This is a genomic window from Erythrobacter sp. S259 (genome assembly GCF_057364965.1).
Genome location: NZ_CP200286.1, coordinates 1252834 through 1268220, shown reverse-complemented (window position 1 = coordinate 1268220; position 15387 = coordinate 1252834). Strand labels below are relative to the sequence as shown.

Here is a 15387-nt window from a genome sequence, read left to right as displayed (position 1 = left end):
AACCAGGATGGCTTTTCGAGATCGTTCGGCGGAAGCCTGAGAGAGAGAAAGGTTAGGGTTTTCCTCCTTCGGCGAGTTCCGTAGCGAGCTCTTCACCTCTTTAGGCATATGGTTGCTAAAGAGCACTAGCAATACCCTAGGCATTGTTACCTAGATGCGCTTTTGTCCTGCGCCTTTTCCGTTCGGCGGGCGGCAAAACACAGTGTCACAATCGTAAGCGACATCCCTAGGACCAATGCGCAGGTGCCTTCCCAGCCGCCCAAATCATAAACGCTTGTCCCCAAAATGCTCCCCATCGCGCCGCCCAAGAACATGATAACGATGTAGGTGGTGCTAAGCCGTGTGCGGATTTCGGGTTCCTGAATGAGAAAGGTCATTCTTCCTGTCACATCGACAGTGGGGCCAACTGCATTTATTATGACCAGAGGAACAATCAGCCCCCACACATTTCCCCCGAACGGATACAGCAAAGCGATGCCGACAACCTGCACAATCGCAACGCTGAGGCGCGCGCGTTTGGCCCCTACGCGGTCAGCCCACTGTCCAAGGCGCGGCGTCATAAATACGCTGACGAGGGCAATGCCAGCGAGATAACCGACAACATCGACGCCGTGCCCCATTTGCTCGCTGGTGATGTGCAAGGCTATGCCAAGCCAAAGTGCAATAAAGCTCCCAAAATTGAGCCCCTGAATGATGCCTGACATGAGCATATCGCGGTTCGATTTTGCGAGAGTAAAGACCGAGGCGAGAAGCGCGCCATAGCTATCATTTTGGGCTCTAGGCTTTTGTGCAAGACCCGCCTGTTCCTCTCGCATGATGAGAGGCAGAAAGGCGCTCACTATTATCATGAGGATCACAGCGACCCAGTACACCGTGCGCCAGCCGTAAAGCTCCGCGACAATGCCAGCCCCAACGCGGGAGAATAGCACTCCAAACACGAGTCCCGCAGTCAGCAATGCGGTGACTTGTCCGAGCCGTTCGGGTGCGACGCGCTTTGAGGCAAATGCCGGGATCAGATAAGGGGCGATCGTGACAAATCCCAATAGAGTGGAGCCAAGCGTGAAAAGCGCAAAGCTTTCCGAAACCGCCATTCCCAGAAGGAAGACGGTTTGAGCTGCCACGAAAAAAATAGACAAGCGCCGGTTTGAGTAGCGATCACCCAAAGGCAGAAGCAGGAAAATGCCCAGGGCAAGCGCCAACTGATTGAGCGCAGGCACAATGCCGATTTGCGCGTTGCTCACGCCAAAAGCCTTAGCCACCTCGCTGATAATCGGGTGGATGTAGTACGCATTGGCGCAGACGACCGAAACGGTGACCGCAAGACCAAATTCTTGCCGCCGGCTTAGGTGTTGAGGAGTGACGCTGCTCAATTTAGCTGGGGCAGCGTTCGCCGTCTCGCTCAGAGCACACCTGCTTCTTTGGCCGTGTCGATTACCCCTTGCGCTAGCTCGGCCGGGCGATCTTCCTGGCAAAAATGCCCGCAGGTAGAAAGCATGCCATGGGGCTGTCCCACCGCGCCCGCGATATTGTCAATAAGGGGCTGTGCCAAACCGCCAGTGACAGGGTCATCCTCACCAAATAAGGTCAGGAACGGTTTGTCGAAGCCAGCAAGACCTTTCCAAGCCGCTTTGTTTTGCTCAATCCCGTCCATTCCATCTTCGACAGGCACAAGCGCAGGGAAGGCGCGGGCGCCCGCTTTGCTAGGCTCATCGGGAAATGGCGCGTCATAGGCCGCAACCTCTTCGGCGCTCCGCTGCGTCGCGGTGGCGCGTTGAAGCAGTTCTCCGATCTCAAATTCGGGAGAGGTCTTGGCAAACTGGCGCCAAGCCAGAAATGCGGGTGAAGGCGTGCCGCCCGTGGGAAGAAAGGTGTTAGATGCCACCACATATTGAAAGCGATCAGGTGCCTCACCCACCATGCGAAGGCCCAAAAGCCCGCCCCAATCCTGACAAAACAGACCTGCTACATCGGGCACAACCGCATCGCGCCACTGGCTAAGCCAGCTAATGTGCCGATCGTAGGTATAAAAACCGATGTCATCAGGCTTATCGCTTTTGCCAAAACCAATGAGGTCGGGCGCAAGGCAACGGAAACCGGCACCGACCAAAACGGGGATCATTTTGCGGTAGAGAAAGCTCCAGCTTGGCTCACCGTGGAAGAGCAGGACAGCGGGACCATCTCTTGGCCCCTCGTCAACGTAGTGCATTCGGGCGGAAAAACCCTCGCCCAGATCGACGCTCTGCCAGTTCTCCTCAAAAGGGTAATCCGGAACAGCATCAAACCGGGCGGGTTCATATTTCAAAATTTGCATTGTTGATCTCTCCGTCACATGGGACAAGAAGAGATCAAACAGGCGGCGATCAAGCCGCTTTGCGCAATCCTTCCTGCACGGGCACATCTTCTTTGAACGTATGGGTGATGTAGGGGAAGGGGATTTCGATCTTCGCGTTGTCGAGTTCGCGTTTGATTGCGCGCACAACGTGGTCACGGTTCATCACCGCATCGGTCCCGGAGGAGGCAGCCCACCAACGCACGCGGAAATCGACCGAGCTTGAGCCGAAATTGTCAGCGAGGATCTGAATGTCTTTGTCCTTGCTTACGAGATCCACGCTTTTCACCGCCCTATGCAAAACGCTGTTCGCATGCTCTAGGTCAGTGTCGTATGATACGCCAATCATGACCTCGAAGCGGCGCTCCTCAAGATCGGTGACGACCTCGAGCGGTTCTTTGAAAAGGATCGCATTTGGCAGGACATGAAGTTCGCCTGAAAACGCACGGATATGGGTTTCGCGAAGCGAGATAAACTCGATCTTGCCGTGAATATCTCCCGTTTTGACAACATCGCCAATTTCCATCTTCTCGCGCAGCATGATCATCACGCCGGCAAGGAAATTTTCAAAGAAGTCCTGAAATGCAAAGCCGATTGCAACCGCGCCAATGCCCAGTCCTGCAAGCAGGCCAGAAGGGCTGAAATTCGGAAATACAACCAGCGCAGCAAGCATTGCGCCGGTGAGCCACATACCAAGCCGGACCACGGTTTCGATGAGCGCACGCAGAGAAGGGCGCAGGTCCGTTCTACCAATGATGCGGTGGCTAATCCTGCTGGTAAACTTCGCAAAAACCCATGTAACAGTGAGGATAATTGCAGCAATCAAAAGAGAAGGAATTGAAGCCACCGCGCCGGCGAGCATGGCATTAATCTGATCAAAAAGCGGTTCTAACATAAAAGTGATGTGTCTCCTTTCGACAAATGAACAAAGGGCGCAATCGCCCGTTCGTTCCAAATGTCGCAAAATTTGTTCGCAGGTGCAGCATAACGCATCCTAGTGGCTTCGTCTAATTGACAGTGGACTTGGCGCTGGTGAGGAGGCAGGGCACGGCAATAGGCAAGGGATAGAGATGTTATGGTTGCTGAGAGCGAAGAACTTGCGGAAATACGCCGCGCGGTTCGAGCTTTGTGTGATGATTTTCCGGGTGAATATTGGCGCGCTAAGGACGCCGCTAGGGAGTATCCGGGCGAATTTGTCGACGCTCTGACGAAAGCGGGTTTTCTTGCTGCGCTGATTCCTCCTGAATATGGCGGCAGTGGGCTTAGTCTTGATGCGGCCTGCGTAATCATGGAAGAAATTCAGGCGTCTGGCTGCAATGGCAGCTCTGCCCATGCACAAATGTACATCATGAATACGTTGCTGCGCTACGGCTCGGACGAGCAGAAAGAGCAATACCTGCCACGGATTGCATCGGGCGATCTTAGGCTTCAGGCATTTGGCGTATCTGAACCGGCAAGCGGTACTGATACGCTGAGCCTTAAAACCAAGGCGGTTCGAGATGGCGATGAATATATTATCTCCGGGCAGAAAATTTGGACCAGCCGCGCTGAACACTCCGATCTTATGATGCTGCTCGCCCGCACGGCGCCGCGCGATCAGGTGGCGAAGAAGACCGAAGGCCTCTCGATCTTTCTCGTCGATATGCAAGAAGCGCTCAAAATGGGAATGAGTATCAAGCCGATCCGCACCATGATGAACCATTCATCATGCGAGGTGTTCTTCGATGATCTGCGCATTCCGGCATCCAGTCTTGTCGGTGAAGAGGGCAAGGGCTTTCGCTATATTCTCTCAGGCATGAATGCAGAGCGCATCCTTATCGCCGCAGAGTGTATTGGCGATGCGAAATGGTTCATCGAGCAAGCCCGTACCTACGCCAGCGACCGCAATGTGTTCGCGCGGCCCATTGGCCAGAATCAAGGCGTACAATTCCCTATTGCCCGGTCGTATGCGCAGACTTGCGCGGCCGAGCTTATGGTACACCACGCGGCCAAGGTTTATGATGAGGGCGGCAATCCGGGCGCAGAGGCCAACATGGCCAAGCTGCTGGCGTCAGAGGCAAGCTGGGCTGCGGCTGATATGTGCGTCCAGACCTTTGGCGGATTTGGTTTTGCCGAAGAGTATGATGTTGAACGCAAGTTCCGCGAGGCGCGGCTGTACACCGTTGCTCCGATCTCAACCAATTTGATTTTGTCATACCTTGCTGAACACGTTTTGGGTTTACCGCGTTCGTACTAGGGCGTTGCTCAAATTACCGCGATTTTCCCGGTTTAAGCGCATTTTTCTTGCAGTGGCGCGCCAACTGTGATTCTGTGGGGTTCAACGAGGAGCTGGGGCACCAATGCGGAAGCAATCTAAAGAGCATGTGAAACAAAGCTTCGCGCTGGTTTTGCTTGTTGTGCTTACGGTCGGCGCAATTGCGGGGCCAACGGGTCTTTTGGCGTGGGCCGAAAATTCTGAGGTTCTATCGGAGCGTCAGGCTCATATCGCAATGCTTACCGAAAAGCGCGATGCGCTTAAAAATCGAGTTGATTTGCTTGACCCAAACGGCGCCGATCCGGACCTTGTGGGTGAGTTGGTGCGCAAGGATCTTGGCGTGATTCATCCTGATGAGATCGTGGTAACACTCGAAGACGAGTGAAAATCACCTCGCCCCGGTTCGCTGGGTTCTCATTTTTAACCATACCGGTAATTTAACGACCATACCGACGCGTTGACGTTGCGTAACCTCGCGCGCCCTGCCTATAGTTCGTTCCCCGACGCCGTTTTGGTGCGATGCCAAAGCGAGAGATATGAGAGAAGGGAACTTCCAACTTGGCACAAAAGCCCAAAGCCCCCAAACCCGAAGCAAAGCAGCCCGCTAAAAAAACCCCAGCAAGCACTGCGCCTTTGGACGATCCGGATTTTATCCTGCACTCACTTCAAGAAGAGTTTGAAAAAGCGAAAAGCTTTGCCGCAAATGAAGAGCAGTTGCTCGAGTTTTACAAACAAATGCTGCTTATCCGGCGTTTTGAAGAAAAAGCGGGTCAGCTTTATGGGCTCGGCCTCATTGGCGGCTTTTGTCACCTTTATATCGGACAAGAAGCGGTCGCAATTGGGCTTCAATCTGCGCTCGACAATGACCGCGACAGCGTGATCACCGGCTACCGCGACCATGGCCACATGCTCGCCTATGGAATTGATCCCAAGGTCATCATGGCAGAATTGACTGGCCGCGAAGCTGGTATCTCCAAGGGTAAAGGCGGGTCGATGCACATGTTTTCGACCGAGCATAAATTCTATGGCGGCCACGGCATTGTGGGCGCGCAGGTCTCTCTCGGCGGCGGATTGGCTTTTGCCCACCAGTATAATGAAGACGGAGGACTGTGCCTTGCCTATTTCGGCGACGGAGCAGCGAATCAGGGCCAGGTCTATGAGACATTCAACATGGCGGCGCTTTGGAACCTGCCGATTGTTTTTGTCGTCGAAGACAATCAATACGCGATGGGCACGGCCAGCTCGCGTTCCTCAGCGGAAACGCGCTTCCATCGCCGGGGTACGGCCTTCCGAATTCCGGGCATGGAGGTGAACGGTATGGACGTTCTCGAGGTGCGTGCGGCTGCTGAAGTCGCGTTCAAACATGTGCGCGAAGGTAAGGGCCCTGTCCTTATGGAGTGCAATACATACCGCTATCGCGGGCACTCAATGTCTGATCCGGCCAAATACCGCACCCGTGATGAGGTTCAGGAACAGCGCGAAAATCATGATCCGATTGAGCGCCTCAAGAAGGTTCTTGTTGAGAACGGTCACGATGAGGCGGACCTTAAGGCGATTGATAAAGACATTCGCAAGGTCGTAACAGAAGCGGCTGACTTTTCGGAAAGTTCGCCCGAACCAGCGCCGGGCGAACTCTACACCGACATTCTGGTGGGGGAGTATTGATCCGTGGCTATTGAACTCAAAATGCCCGCTCTTTCTCCCACAATGGAAGAAGGCACGCTCGCGCGGTGGCTCAAATCCGAAGGCGATACGATTGAACCAGGCGATATCATCGCTGAGATCGAAACCGATAAGGCTACGATGGAATTCGAGGCTATCGACGAAGGCGTGCTTTCGAAGATCCTTGTTGCAGAAGGCACTGAAAATGTCGCAGTCGGCACGGTAATCGCCAATATGGAAGGTGAGGGGGAAGAGGCTGCCGCATCGCCCGCGCCAACACCTGCGCCCGCACCAACACCTGCGCCCACCCCGGCACCCGCTTCTGCCCCAGCGGCAGCGGTTCGGGCAAGCGATCCGGCGATTCCAGACGGCACCAGCTTTACCCCGACCACGGTTCGCGAAGCCCTTCGCGACGGTATGGCCGAGGAGATGCGCGCCGACCCGCGTGTCTTCGTCATGGGCGAGGAAGTCGCCGAATACCAGGGCGCCTACAAAGTGACACAGGGCCTGCTCGATGAGTTCGGTCCCAAGCGCGTGGTCGATACGCCGATCACCGAATATGGCTTTGCAGGTATCGGCACAGGCGCTGCGATGGGCGGCCTTCGTCCGATCGTGGAGTTTATGACGTTCAATTTCGCAATGCAGGCGATTGACCACATCATCAACTCGGCTGCCAAGACAAATTACATGTCTGGCGGTCAGATGCGCTGTCCAATTGTGTTTCGCGGCCCCAATGGTGCGGCGAGCCGCGTGGGCGCTCAGCACTCGCAAAACTACGGGCCATGGTACGCCAGCGTTCCAGGTCTCATTGTGATTGCGCCTTACGATAGCTCAGATGCCAAAGGCCTGATGAAAGCGGCAATCCGGTCAGAGGACCCTGTGGTCTTTCTCGAAAATGAGCTTGTTTATGGTCGCAGCTTTGAAGTGCCTGACCTTGACGACCACGTCCTTCCCATCGGGAAAGCGCGGATTATGCGCGGGGGTAAGGATGTGACGATCGTCAGCTATTCCATCGGTGTGGGCTTTGCGCTCGAAGCGGCGGATACGCTTGCGGGTGAGGGCATTGATGCGGAGGTTATCGACCTTCGAACTCTGCGACCGCTCGACAAGGAAGCCGTCCTCAAAAGTCTTGCCAAGACCAATCGTCTGGTGATCGCGGAAGAGGGTTGGCCGACCTGCTCCATCGCCTCTGAGATCATCTCGATCTGCATGGAAGAAGGGTTCGACGACCTTGATGCGCCAGTAACCCGCGTGTGCAACGAGGACGTGCCGTTGCCTTATGCTGGCAATCTTGAAAAGCTCGCGCTGATCGATCCGCCGCGTATTGTCGAGGCGGTCAAAAAGGTCTGCTACGTTTAAACGGCTTGGGGAAGGGCGACAATTACTGCCCTTCCTTTCGCTCGTTGGTAAAAAGTTTATGCCGGACGGTCAGCAGAATACACATCGCAGGCCGCGACAGGGACTGGTTCAGGCTGTCTCTGCCTTAGTCCGCTAAGGTCACGTGTGTCACGGATGTTGTACGCTGCTGAGTAATTCATCTCGTCGCTGCCAAAAATTCCAAACGGTGTGATTGGCTCATACGTGTAAGATACTTCCACAAACATCACAGCTGTGCCAGGGCTCGCAGTGATAAGTTGTCCTGGGCGTCCCATACCTTTGAAGTCTTGCCCGCTGGCTCCTGTGCCTTCTGAACCAAACTGTGAATCGTAGACTTTGGCGCCGCGACACCGTTGCCACGCGATCCATTGACCGCCTTCGGCGTTGCGCTGCAGGCTTGAAATAATAATCCGGCCTCGCCCAAATATATCAAAGCGTTTGCCTAACTTTTCAGCACCGACAAGAGTGCCCGTGACATCATCTTCGAACACAACTTTCGAAGCCAGCTGCGTTTCGCCTACTCTTGCAGCGTTATCAGCAACCTGCATCGCAATCTGACTGATCTGCATGTGGGTGACGGCATAATTTGCCGTTTCTGTGCCAAGCAGACCCATACTCAGCACAAGTGGCGCTGAAAACGCAAATTCGACTAATGCAACAGCAGAATTGTCGTCACGAAGCTTGTGCAAAGGACGAACCTTTGACCGGAGCCATTTTGCAGTTTTGGAAACTGGGCGGATCATGTACAATTCCCTTCTGGAGCTACTAGCTCAGTTTGTTCGTCGAACGGCTGATTGCGAAGAACGGTAGAGGCCCGGATTTCGACTTGTTCAGACAAACCAATCAAGCCCGCCATTGGGAAAAGCCGATCGTATTTTACGATCGCTGTAAACAAGACTGCATCGCGCGCCCCGCCGATGCCGTCGATACCGCGGATAGCATCCCATTGGCCGTTTGCATTGTAATCAACGTAACGCTCGCCGTTATTGCACTGCCCGTCTGAGTTATCATCGTCGTATTGTTCTTCTTCGCCGATATCTTCGAATTCGAAATGCGATAGTTTCTCCAGTTGAATTGTCGCAGTGCTTGGAAGGACGTTGCTGACCTGACGACGAACTGCCGCTTCGATGTCATCTTCATTGGCACTACCGCTTTGCAAGGTTAAGTCGCGCCCAGCTTTTTGCATCACTCCGTTCAGCAAAGCGTTGCTGTATTGCGTGTGCCCCATATCGAACACTCCCATAATCATTATCATGAGAACCGGAGCCACGATGGCAAATTCGGTCAGAGCAGCGCCGACCTTATCTCGGTAGAGTTTGTGGAGAATTGGTGAGGTGATCATCGTGTCAACCTCAAAGCTGCGATCGTCTGTGCGATTTCGGCGAAACGTGCGTTGAGGTCATCTGCATCCTTGGCAACAAAGGCACGGCCTGGTGTTGCGCACTGAAGCAAGTTGTCCGGTACAATCGGCTCGCCCTCATCATCGGTAAATGCGGGTTCTGCTCCAAAAGCGACGACCCACAGCGTGATGTTCTCATTTCGAACAGCACGACAGATTTCCTGGAAGCGAGCTTCGTGTCGTGGGATATTATTGCCGTTTGATCCCGCAATATCAAATGCGGCATCCGGGTTGGGCGTCGTTTGGTAATCCAATATTTCAATACCATACGCAGATTTAGCGTAAACTTGAGCAGTCATCGCTCCGTCGGTCATGAAGACAAGGTGACGCGAGATCGGGTTTCCTCCGGGCGCTGTTGCGTTTTGGGATGCGAAAATGCCATTAGGGGACATCAAGCGCGCACCCCACAGGAGTCCCACATTGTGGAAAGTACTACCTGCTGGTCTGAAGCCTTCGGCGGGGGAGAGATATTCGGTAATTTCTGACACGTCATCTATTTCTCGAAGCGTTCGTGCCTCTGTTAATGGGCAATCGGTCGGACGCGTTCTTTTGTCTTCTGGGGATCTGATATTCTCAAATTGGAAGCTTCTAAGAAAACCTAGGCTCCAGTCGTTGCTACCGTTGCTTTCGTAGGAACCGTCTGGATAGCGCGCCCGAAGCAGCGAAGGCAGAGATGGACCCCATTTGTCCGTGTCTGCGACCGGAACAAGGTTGATATCCACGTCATTCGCACCAGCGGGGGCCGGATTAAAGTTAGCAACATTGACTGTATTATGCTGGACGCATCCATTCCAAATATGGGGTTCATTTTCAAAGCGCCATCCAGTGGGCGTTGTCACCGTGCCGGAAAATGCGTTTGATACATCATGTTCAAAACGACCATACTCCCACTCGAAACCACTGACGACATTTTCAGTGATAGTGATCGTCGCTTCTTGAGAATACTCATCCCGGAAAAAGAACATATTACAACGATCAGAGGAGCTATTGTATGTGCCGTTGCTCGCTGAAAGCGCCAAAAATGTTACTGGCCCCGTGTATTCGCGTACCCTGGTAAAGCCGGTTGAAGTCGGGGTATTGCTTTCAGATACCAGCGTCAAATCGTCGACATCATGCCGGACATATCGGTTATTGTTGGTCGGTGGGCCATCTGGTGGGTTAAAAAAGAGGTCACGACAATCTTCAATCGAAGGAACAAAGGTTACGACGTTTTCGGTGCCCGATATTCGTGTAAAGCTTCCTGGAGCGCCTGTCCGGACCGCGTCAATATTGGTTGTTTCAGACTCGGCGTCGGTAGTGCGCCCCACACGCGATGAGTATGTAAACCTGTCCGCCAACCATTCAGCGCGCATGAAATCTCGCGTGTTCACTTCGGCTGCATAGGGAACAAACCCATAGCGGACCTGAGCATTGGTGGACGTATTGTCTTGTATGGTCGTGTAGAATGCTTCGACCGCATCGCGCAGGTTTTGCATGCGTGAGTTTGTACATTCATTGTTGCCGTTCCTGCCGCCTGGGCATGTTCCGTTAGCAGCAAGACCCATTGATCCAGTAACATCTAACACCATCATAACGTCGGTATCGGAGATGTTGATGTCGGCCTGGCAATTTACAGATAGGTCGAAATTGTCGAAGCCAAAAGCAGCCATGATAGTGGTGGACAAGTTCCCACTCGCCTCGCCTAAAACTTCCCCATCATCGGTCCCAGAGTAAGTATGGGAGAGGTTCTCGACGCCAAATTGGCCTTTTGCAAAGTTGTTAGCGAAAAACCTGTCACCGATTTCGCGATGTGTGTCATCAAAATCAGCGCGCGACATGGCACGGCGAGCTGCAAGAGCGCCCGCATCACAGGCAGCCTGAAGCCGCGCTTCAGCTAGATAATAACGGCTGGCATCAACACCACCGCCCACCATTGCCATAACCGGCACAAGAGAGGCGGCAGATATGGCAAGCGTGTTCGCAGTCGCATCTGTGGCGAGTTTCCGGAAGAAGCCTGTGCTGTTATTTTTGTTCTGGCTCATAGTGCCGTAATCCTTGGTGCTTGATCCACGCTTAAAAAAACGGACTCATTTGGTTATTCCACTCGGCTATAAACGAAGGCGGGTAAGCGGTTTGCGAAGTAAGGTGGTTAATAAAAGCTTGACGTCTGGCTCATTATTTAACCTTGATGCTCAGGGGTGCTCCAAGGGCGCGAGCGCTTGACAAATTGGGGCATTGCCGCCCTAAACGCACCGTTCATGTCACCTGCTCATCAAGAGATTTTGCCGCCAGAACTTGAGCTGGCTCTCGCCCATTCCCCGGCATTTCACCGCCGTTCGTTAAGGATTTTCTTTGACCTCGATGCTCGCTTGGCCCGAATCGTCGCGGGAACGAGTGAGCCCATGCTTGGCCAGATGCGCCTTGCATGGTGGCGAGATACTTTGGCAAAGCCTCTCGTGGATCGGCCCAGCGGCGACGCGGTTCTTGATGCCATTGGCGAGGTTTGGGAAGGCCATGAAGAAGGGCTCATCAAGCTGGTGGATGGTTGGGAATATCTTCTTCAGGAGCCACCCTTAAGTGCACAGCATGCTCGCGCGTTTGCGGACGGCCGATGGGCAGGTTTGCGCGCCAGTTTTGCAGGCTCAGAATGTCTCTGGGATGAAACCGGCGCTGCGTCATTGGCGCGCATATGGGCGATTGCTGATCTTGCATGCAACGTCTCGCACGATGAAGAGCGCGAAATGCTCATTGCGGTAGGCTTGAGCGAAGCGAGCGATCAACCTTCCGTGCCGGCACCGCTAAAAGGCGTGAGAATTTTGGGTGCTTTGGCTAAGCGGTCGCTTGAGAAAGGCGGACGTCCTTTGATGGAGGGGCGGGGTGCGTCTTTAACAGTTTTAAGAGCGGCTTTCTTTGGACGCTAATCCCATGTATTCTCACTCGCGTGAGACACAAAAGGGGATCACAATGCGTCAAACTGTTCTTGGTGTCTTCTTAGGCCTTGCTTTTGCCGGTGTCGGAGTATTTTGGTGGCAAGGCCGCGCGCAAGTTGAAGCCAATGCTCCACCGCCTCCTGAGCCAGAAGAGATCGTGGAGGTCGATCCCAATGCTTTGCCGGAAAGCGATCCCGGAGAGATGCTGGGGCCAGCGCCTCCTGAAGCGAGCGAACTCACCCGCGAGGAACGTCGTTTCTTCCGCTATGACCGTAACCGCGACCGTAAGATCACGCGCAATGAAATGCTGTCCACCCGCGCTGAAGCGTTCCGCAAGCTTGATAAAGACGGCAACAATTTGCTGACCTTTGAGGAATGGGCGGTGCGCACATCAGACCGCTTTGCCGAGATGGACGGGAACGGGGATGCGGAACTGACGGCGGCTGAGTTCGCAACCTCTGCTCCAAAGCCTAAGCGTAAGCCTGCCTGCCGCTGTTAAGCAGGCACCGGTTCGCGCATTTTACTGATCCAGTTGGTCAAATCCCCTTTGGCGCGCGAGGTGTACGCCTCTTTGCGCTGCTTCTTCTTTACCTCATGAAGAGGCGGGAAGAGGCCGAAGTTCACATTCATCGGTTGGAACGTCGCCGCATCTGCATCGCCCGTAATGTGGCTGAGCAATGCGCCTAGCGCCGTTGTCGCGGGAAGGGGTGTCCATTCCTCACCGGCCAGCTCACACGCGGCCATCATCCCCGCCACCAGACCGATGGAGGAACTCTCTACATAACCCTCACACCCCGTGACTTGCCCGGCAAAACGGATGTGAGGTGCAGCTTTGAGCCGCAATTGACGGTCGAGCACTTCGGGGGAATTTAGGAAAGTGTTGCGGTGGAGCCCGCCGAGCCTTGCAAATTCAGCGTTTTCCAGGCCCGGAATGGTGCGGAACAGTTCAACCTGCGCGCCGTATTTGAGCTTGGTCTGGAAACCGACCATGTTCCAAAGCGTGCCCAGTTTATTGTCCTGGCGCAGCTGCACCACAGCATAGGGCCAGCGGCCTTGCGGAAATTCCTCATTGGTATCGAACGGGTTGTCGAGCCCGACGCCCTTCATCGGACCATAACGCAGCGTCTCCACCCCGCGCTCCGCCATCACCTCAATGGGCATGCATCCATCGAAGTAGGGCGTGTCCTTTTCCCACTCCTGAAATTCGCCCTTTTCGCCGTCCATCAACCCTTGGTGAAAGGCGATGTATTGCTCCTTGGTCATCGGGCAATTGATATAGTCGCCGTCTTCGTTGGACGCCGCTGTCGTTTTGTTCCAGCGCGATTGGACCCAGCATTTGGACATATCAATGCTTTCGCGGTGGATGATGGGGGCGATGGCATCGAAGAAGGCGAGTCGTTCTTGGCCGGTGGTCCCGATAATGCTCTCAGCAAGCTTTTGCGCGGTCAGTGGGCCTGTCGCAACGATAGTGAGGCCAGTATCTGGAAGCTGATCCACCCGTTCCCGCACCACTTCCACATTGGGGTGGTCTTGGAGAGCTTTTTCCACCTCGGCAGAAAACACATCGCGGTCAACGGCCATGGCGCTTCCTGCTGGCACGCGGGCGACTTCGCCTGCGCGCATTACGATAGAGTTTAGCTCGCGCATTTCGTGGTGGAGCAGGCCCACGGCGTTCTTGGTGTCATCGTCGGAGCGAAAAGAGTTGGAGCACACCAATTCAGCAAGCCCATCAGTCTGGTGCGCAGGGGTCATTTCTCCCGATCCGCGCATCTCAGACAGCCGAACTTGCACCCCGCGGTTCGCAAGCTGCCAAGCGGCCTCTGATCCGGCGAGGCCGCCGCCGATGATGTGGACATCATGAGTGTTTGGAGGAGTTGTCATGGCGGGCGAAGTAGCCGCGTGCTACCTCGCATTCAAGGCAAGAAGAGAGGTAGACGCAGCAATGGCCAATCGCGCGCTTATGGAGCATCGCCCTTGGTTGCTTGTCGGAGTGATCGCGGCGGTGGCATATTACGTGCTGCAAGGCAGCATCAAGGTTGAGCCGATTGAGATTGCTCTTAAAGGGGCGGGCGTTGGTTTTCTTGCCTTCTATGCGTGGCGCCGGGCACCTGGCACCGATGGTATGATCCTCACGATCGCGCTTGCATTGTCGGCGGCCGCTGACATGGCGCTTGAGCTTTGGTTTGAAGTGGGCGGGGCGCTTTTCGCCGCGTCGCACCTGGTCGCGGTTGTCCTCTACATGCGCAATCGCAGGGAAAGGACTTCGCTTAGCCAGCGCTTGCTGGGTCTCGCATTATTGGTCGCGGTGCCGGCGTTCTCTTATGTCCTGAGCGGGCGCGTGGATATTGCCGTCTACGCGCTTATCCTTGGCGGGATGGCAGCCGCCGCATGGACGAGCCGGTTCCCGCGTTATCGTGTGGGTATCGGGGCATTGTTGTTCGTGGTCAGCGATTGGTTGATCTTTAGCCGCTTCGGGCCTTACGATTTTGCACCCTTGCCGGACCTGCTCGTCTGGCCCCTATATTTTGCAGGCCAGCTGATGATCGCTACCGGAGTTGTGCAAAGCCTGCGCGGGGAAACGCCCGTACGCTAAGCAGCGATGGTCGTGCGGTGCAATTCGCGCCGGTGGCCTTCATAGCCTCCCGTTGCCTTGTGGTTGAGACAGCGATTGTCCCACATGACCAACATATTGGGCTCCCATTTGTGAGCGTAATGAAACCGTTCCTGCTCGCACCATTGGTGGAGCTCCATGGCCAATGCCATCGCCTTTTCGTCTGAATATCCTTCAAAGCCGATGGTGTAGCTGATCGAGAAGAACAGCACCTCTTCGCCTGTTTCGGGATGCGGTTTGATCAGCGGATGGGTATAGGTTGCCAACGCTGCCTCGCCAGAACGGATGGCCATGCTTCGACCTTTGTCATTGTCGCCGTACAGACCATCAGGTGCGTAACCACGCCTTGCGGAATGCACTGCTTTGATCTGGCGCAGCTCCTCTTTGCGGGCTTCGGGTAGGGCGGCGAAAGCGGCCGCCTGATCACAGAAAATGGTGTCACCGCCGACAGGAGGAATTGCGACGGCCATCAGGCATGTGGCCTTGGGAGGCTGCGCCATAAAGCTCCAGTCAGAGTGCCATTGTTCGGCGAACAGCGGGCTGGTCTCATCGGCCTCGCGCTGAATCGCTGCTATATTCTTTCGGCCTTCGATGGGGGCAAAGAAGGGGTCATCGCCAAATTCACCCATCGCCAGGCTGAAGCGTTCAAGCGCGTCATCGTCCATCCGCTGATCCGCAAAGACAATAACCTTGTGCTCAAGCCAAGCCTTTTGGATTTCAGCCATGAGCTCAGCGCTAAGATCGCCTGCCAAATCGGCGCCGCGAATGGTCGCGCCGCACGCTGCGCCCGATGGTTCTACGATCATATCCCTCTCCCTGAACCGTGAGGCTAAGGGGAGGGGGATT

At 54.8% G+C, this 15387-nt stretch carries 15 protein-coding genes; 7 read left to right on the top strand and 8 right to left on the bottom strand.

The annotated features are described in order from the left end of the window. Positions 1-146 precede the first annotated feature (146 nt). Genes AC0V60_RS06005 through AC0V60_RS05995 form a run of 3 tightly spaced genes read right to left on the bottom strand, consistent with a single transcriptional unit; the run spans position 147 to position 3224 of the window. On the bottom strand, positions 147-1370 hold the full coding sequence (locus AC0V60_RS06005; protein ID WP_486177597.1) for an MFS transporter: 1224 nt from the start codon (positions 1368-1370) through the stop codon (positions 147-149). 29 nt (positions 1371-1399) lie between these two features. After that, a complete protein-coding gene (locus tag AC0V60_RS06000) occupies positions 1400-2311 on the bottom strand; it encodes a haloalkane dehalogenase (protein ID WP_486177596.1) in 912 nt (303 codons plus the stop codon). Positions 2312-2360: 49 nt separating this feature from the next. Next, complete coding sequence (locus AC0V60_RS05995) at positions 2361-3224, bottom strand: mechanosensitive ion channel family protein (protein WP_486177595.1); 864 nt, start codon at positions 3222-3224, stop codon at positions 2361-2363. Positions 3225-3404: 180 nt separating this feature from the next. On the opposite strand from AC0V60_RS05995, the gene AC0V60_RS05990 reads away from it, so the two are divergent. The 4 genes from AC0V60_RS05990 (at position 3405) to AC0V60_RS05975 (ending at position 7604) form a co-directional block, all read left to right on the top strand. Further along, complete coding sequence (locus AC0V60_RS05990; protein WP_486177594.1) at positions 3405-4565, top strand: acyl-CoA dehydrogenase family protein; 1161 nt, start codon at positions 3405-3407, stop codon at positions 4563-4565. 103 nt (positions 4566-4668) lie between these two features. After that, positions 4669-4968 (top strand): FtsB family cell division protein, encoded by a 300-nt coding sequence (locus tag AC0V60_RS05985; protein WP_486177593.1) that lies wholly within the window; start codon positions 4669-4671, stop codon positions 4966-4968. A gap of 173 nt (positions 4969-5141) precedes the next feature. Beyond that, positions 5142-6248, top strand: a complete 1107-nt coding sequence (gene pdhA / locus AC0V60_RS05980) for a pyruvate dehydrogenase (acetyl-transferring) E1 component subunit alpha (protein ID WP_486177592.1) — start codon at positions 5142-5144, stop codon at positions 6246-6248. Between the two features lie 3 nt (positions 6249-6251). Further along, positions 6252-7604 carry a pyruvate dehydrogenase complex E1 component subunit beta gene (locus AC0V60_RS05975; RefSeq protein WP_486177591.1) on the top strand — a complete coding sequence of 451 codons (1353 nt, stop codon included), beginning with the start codon at positions 6252-6254 and terminating at the stop codon, positions 7602-7604. A 56-nt stretch (positions 7605-7660) separates the two neighbouring features. On the opposite strand, the gene AC0V60_RS05970 is transcribed toward AC0V60_RS05975, so the two are convergent. Genes AC0V60_RS05970 through AC0V60_RS05960 form a run of 3 tightly spaced genes read right to left on the bottom strand, consistent with a single transcriptional unit; the run spans position 7661 to position 11042 of the window. After that, on the bottom strand, positions 7661-8365 hold the full coding sequence (locus AC0V60_RS05970) for a TadE/TadG family type IV pilus assembly protein (RefSeq protein WP_486177590.1): 705 nt from the start codon (positions 8363-8365) through the stop codon (positions 7661-7663). After that, positions 8362-8964, bottom strand: a complete 603-nt coding sequence (locus AC0V60_RS05965) for a TadE family protein (protein WP_486177589.1) — start codon at positions 8962-8964, stop codon at positions 8362-8364. Before AC0V60_RS05965 ends, AC0V60_RS05970 begins: the two co-directional genes overlap by 4 nt. Then, a complete protein-coding gene (locus AC0V60_RS05960; RefSeq protein WP_486177588.1) occupies positions 8961-11042 on the bottom strand; it encodes a Tad domain-containing protein in 2082 nt (693 codons plus the stop codon). Before AC0V60_RS05960 ends, AC0V60_RS05965 begins: the two co-directional genes overlap by 4 nt. A 216-nt stretch (positions 11043-11258) precedes the next feature. Here AC0V60_RS05960 and AC0V60_RS05955 point away from each other — a divergent pair, with 216 nt between their 5' ends. Continuing rightward, a complete protein-coding gene (locus tag AC0V60_RS05955; RefSeq protein ID WP_486177587.1) occupies positions 11259-11921 on the top strand; it encodes a hypothetical protein in 663 nt (220 codons plus the stop codon). A 43-nt stretch (positions 11922-11964) separates the two neighbouring features. Continuing rightward, positions 11965-12429 carry an EF-hand domain-containing protein gene (locus tag AC0V60_RS05950; protein ID WP_486177586.1) on the top strand — a complete coding sequence of 155 codons (465 nt, stop codon included), beginning with the start codon at positions 11965-11967 and terminating at the stop codon, positions 12427-12429. Here the strand turns inward: AC0V60_RS05950 and trmFO are convergent. Then, positions 12426-13811 carry a methylenetetrahydrofolate--tRNA-(uracil(54)-C(5))-methyltransferase (FADH(2)-oxidizing) TrmFO gene (gene trmFO / locus AC0V60_RS05945; protein WP_486177585.1) on the bottom strand — a complete coding sequence of 462 codons (1386 nt, stop codon included), beginning with the start codon at positions 13809-13811 and terminating at the stop codon, positions 12426-12428. The two genes, AC0V60_RS05950 and trmFO, sit on opposite strands and share 4 nt — an antisense overlap. Between trmFO and AC0V60_RS05940 the strand changes: the two genes are divergently transcribed. Next, a complete protein-coding gene (locus AC0V60_RS05940) occupies positions 13810-14523 on the top strand; it encodes a lysoplasmalogenase family protein (RefSeq protein ID WP_486177584.1) in 714 nt (237 codons plus the stop codon). The genes trmFO and AC0V60_RS05940 overlap by 2 nt on opposite strands. Here AC0V60_RS05940 and AC0V60_RS05935 read toward each other — a convergent pair. Then, positions 14520-15347, bottom strand: a complete 828-nt coding sequence (locus AC0V60_RS05935; protein ID WP_486177583.1) for a TauD/TfdA dioxygenase family protein — start codon at positions 15345-15347, stop codon at positions 14520-14522. The genes AC0V60_RS05940 and AC0V60_RS05935 overlap by 4 nt on opposite strands. Between the last annotated feature and the right edge of the window lie 40 nt (positions 15348-15387).

Excerpts from the sequence above, each read along its gene's own strand:
- AC0V60_RS06000 (WP_486177596.1), bottom strand. The coding sequence starts at position 2,311 with ATGCAAATTTTGAAATATGAACCCGCCCGGTTTGATGCTGTTCCGGAT.
- AC0V60_RS05995 (WP_486177595.1), bottom strand. The coding sequence starts at position 3,224 with ATGTTAGAACCGCTTTTTGATCAGATTAATGCCATGCTCGCCGGCGCG.
- AC0V60_RS05990 (WP_486177594.1), top strand. The coding sequence starts at position 3,405 with ATGGTTGCTGAGAGCGAAGAACTTGCGGAAATACGCCGCGCGGTTCGA.
- AC0V60_RS05985 (WP_486177593.1), top strand. The coding sequence starts at position 4,669 with ATGCGGAAGCAATCTAAAGAGCATGTGAAACAAAGCTTCGCGCTGGTT.
- AC0V60_RS05970 (WP_486177590.1), bottom strand. The coding sequence starts at position 8,365 with ATGATCCGCCCAGTTTCCAAAACTGCAAAATGGCTCCGGTCAAAGGTT.
- AC0V60_RS05965 (WP_486177589.1), bottom strand. The coding sequence starts at position 8,964 with ATGATCACCTCACCAATTCTCCACAAACTCTACCGAGATAAGGTCGGC.
- AC0V60_RS05960 (WP_486177588.1), bottom strand. The coding sequence starts at position 11,042 with ATGAGCCAGAACAAAAATAACAGCACAGGCTTCTTCCGGAAACTCGCC.
- AC0V60_RS05955 (WP_486177587.1), top strand. The coding sequence starts at position 11,259 with ATGTCACCTGCTCATCAAGAGATTTTGCCGCCAGAACTTGAGCTGGCT.
- AC0V60_RS05950 (WP_486177586.1), top strand. The coding sequence starts at position 11,965 with ATGCGTCAAACTGTTCTTGGTGTCTTCTTAGGCCTTGCTTTTGCCGGT.
- AC0V60_RS05940 (WP_486177584.1), top strand. The coding sequence starts at position 13,810 with ATGGCGGGCGAAGTAGCCGCGTGCTACCTCGCATTCAAGGCAAGAAGA.
- trmFO (WP_486177585.1), bottom strand. The coding sequence starts at position 13,811 with ATGACAACTCCTCCAAACACTCATGATGTCCACATCATCGGCGGCGGC.
- AC0V60_RS05935 (WP_486177583.1), bottom strand. The coding sequence starts at position 15,347 with ATGATCGTAGAACCATCGGGCGCAGCGTGCGGCGCGACCATTCGCGGC.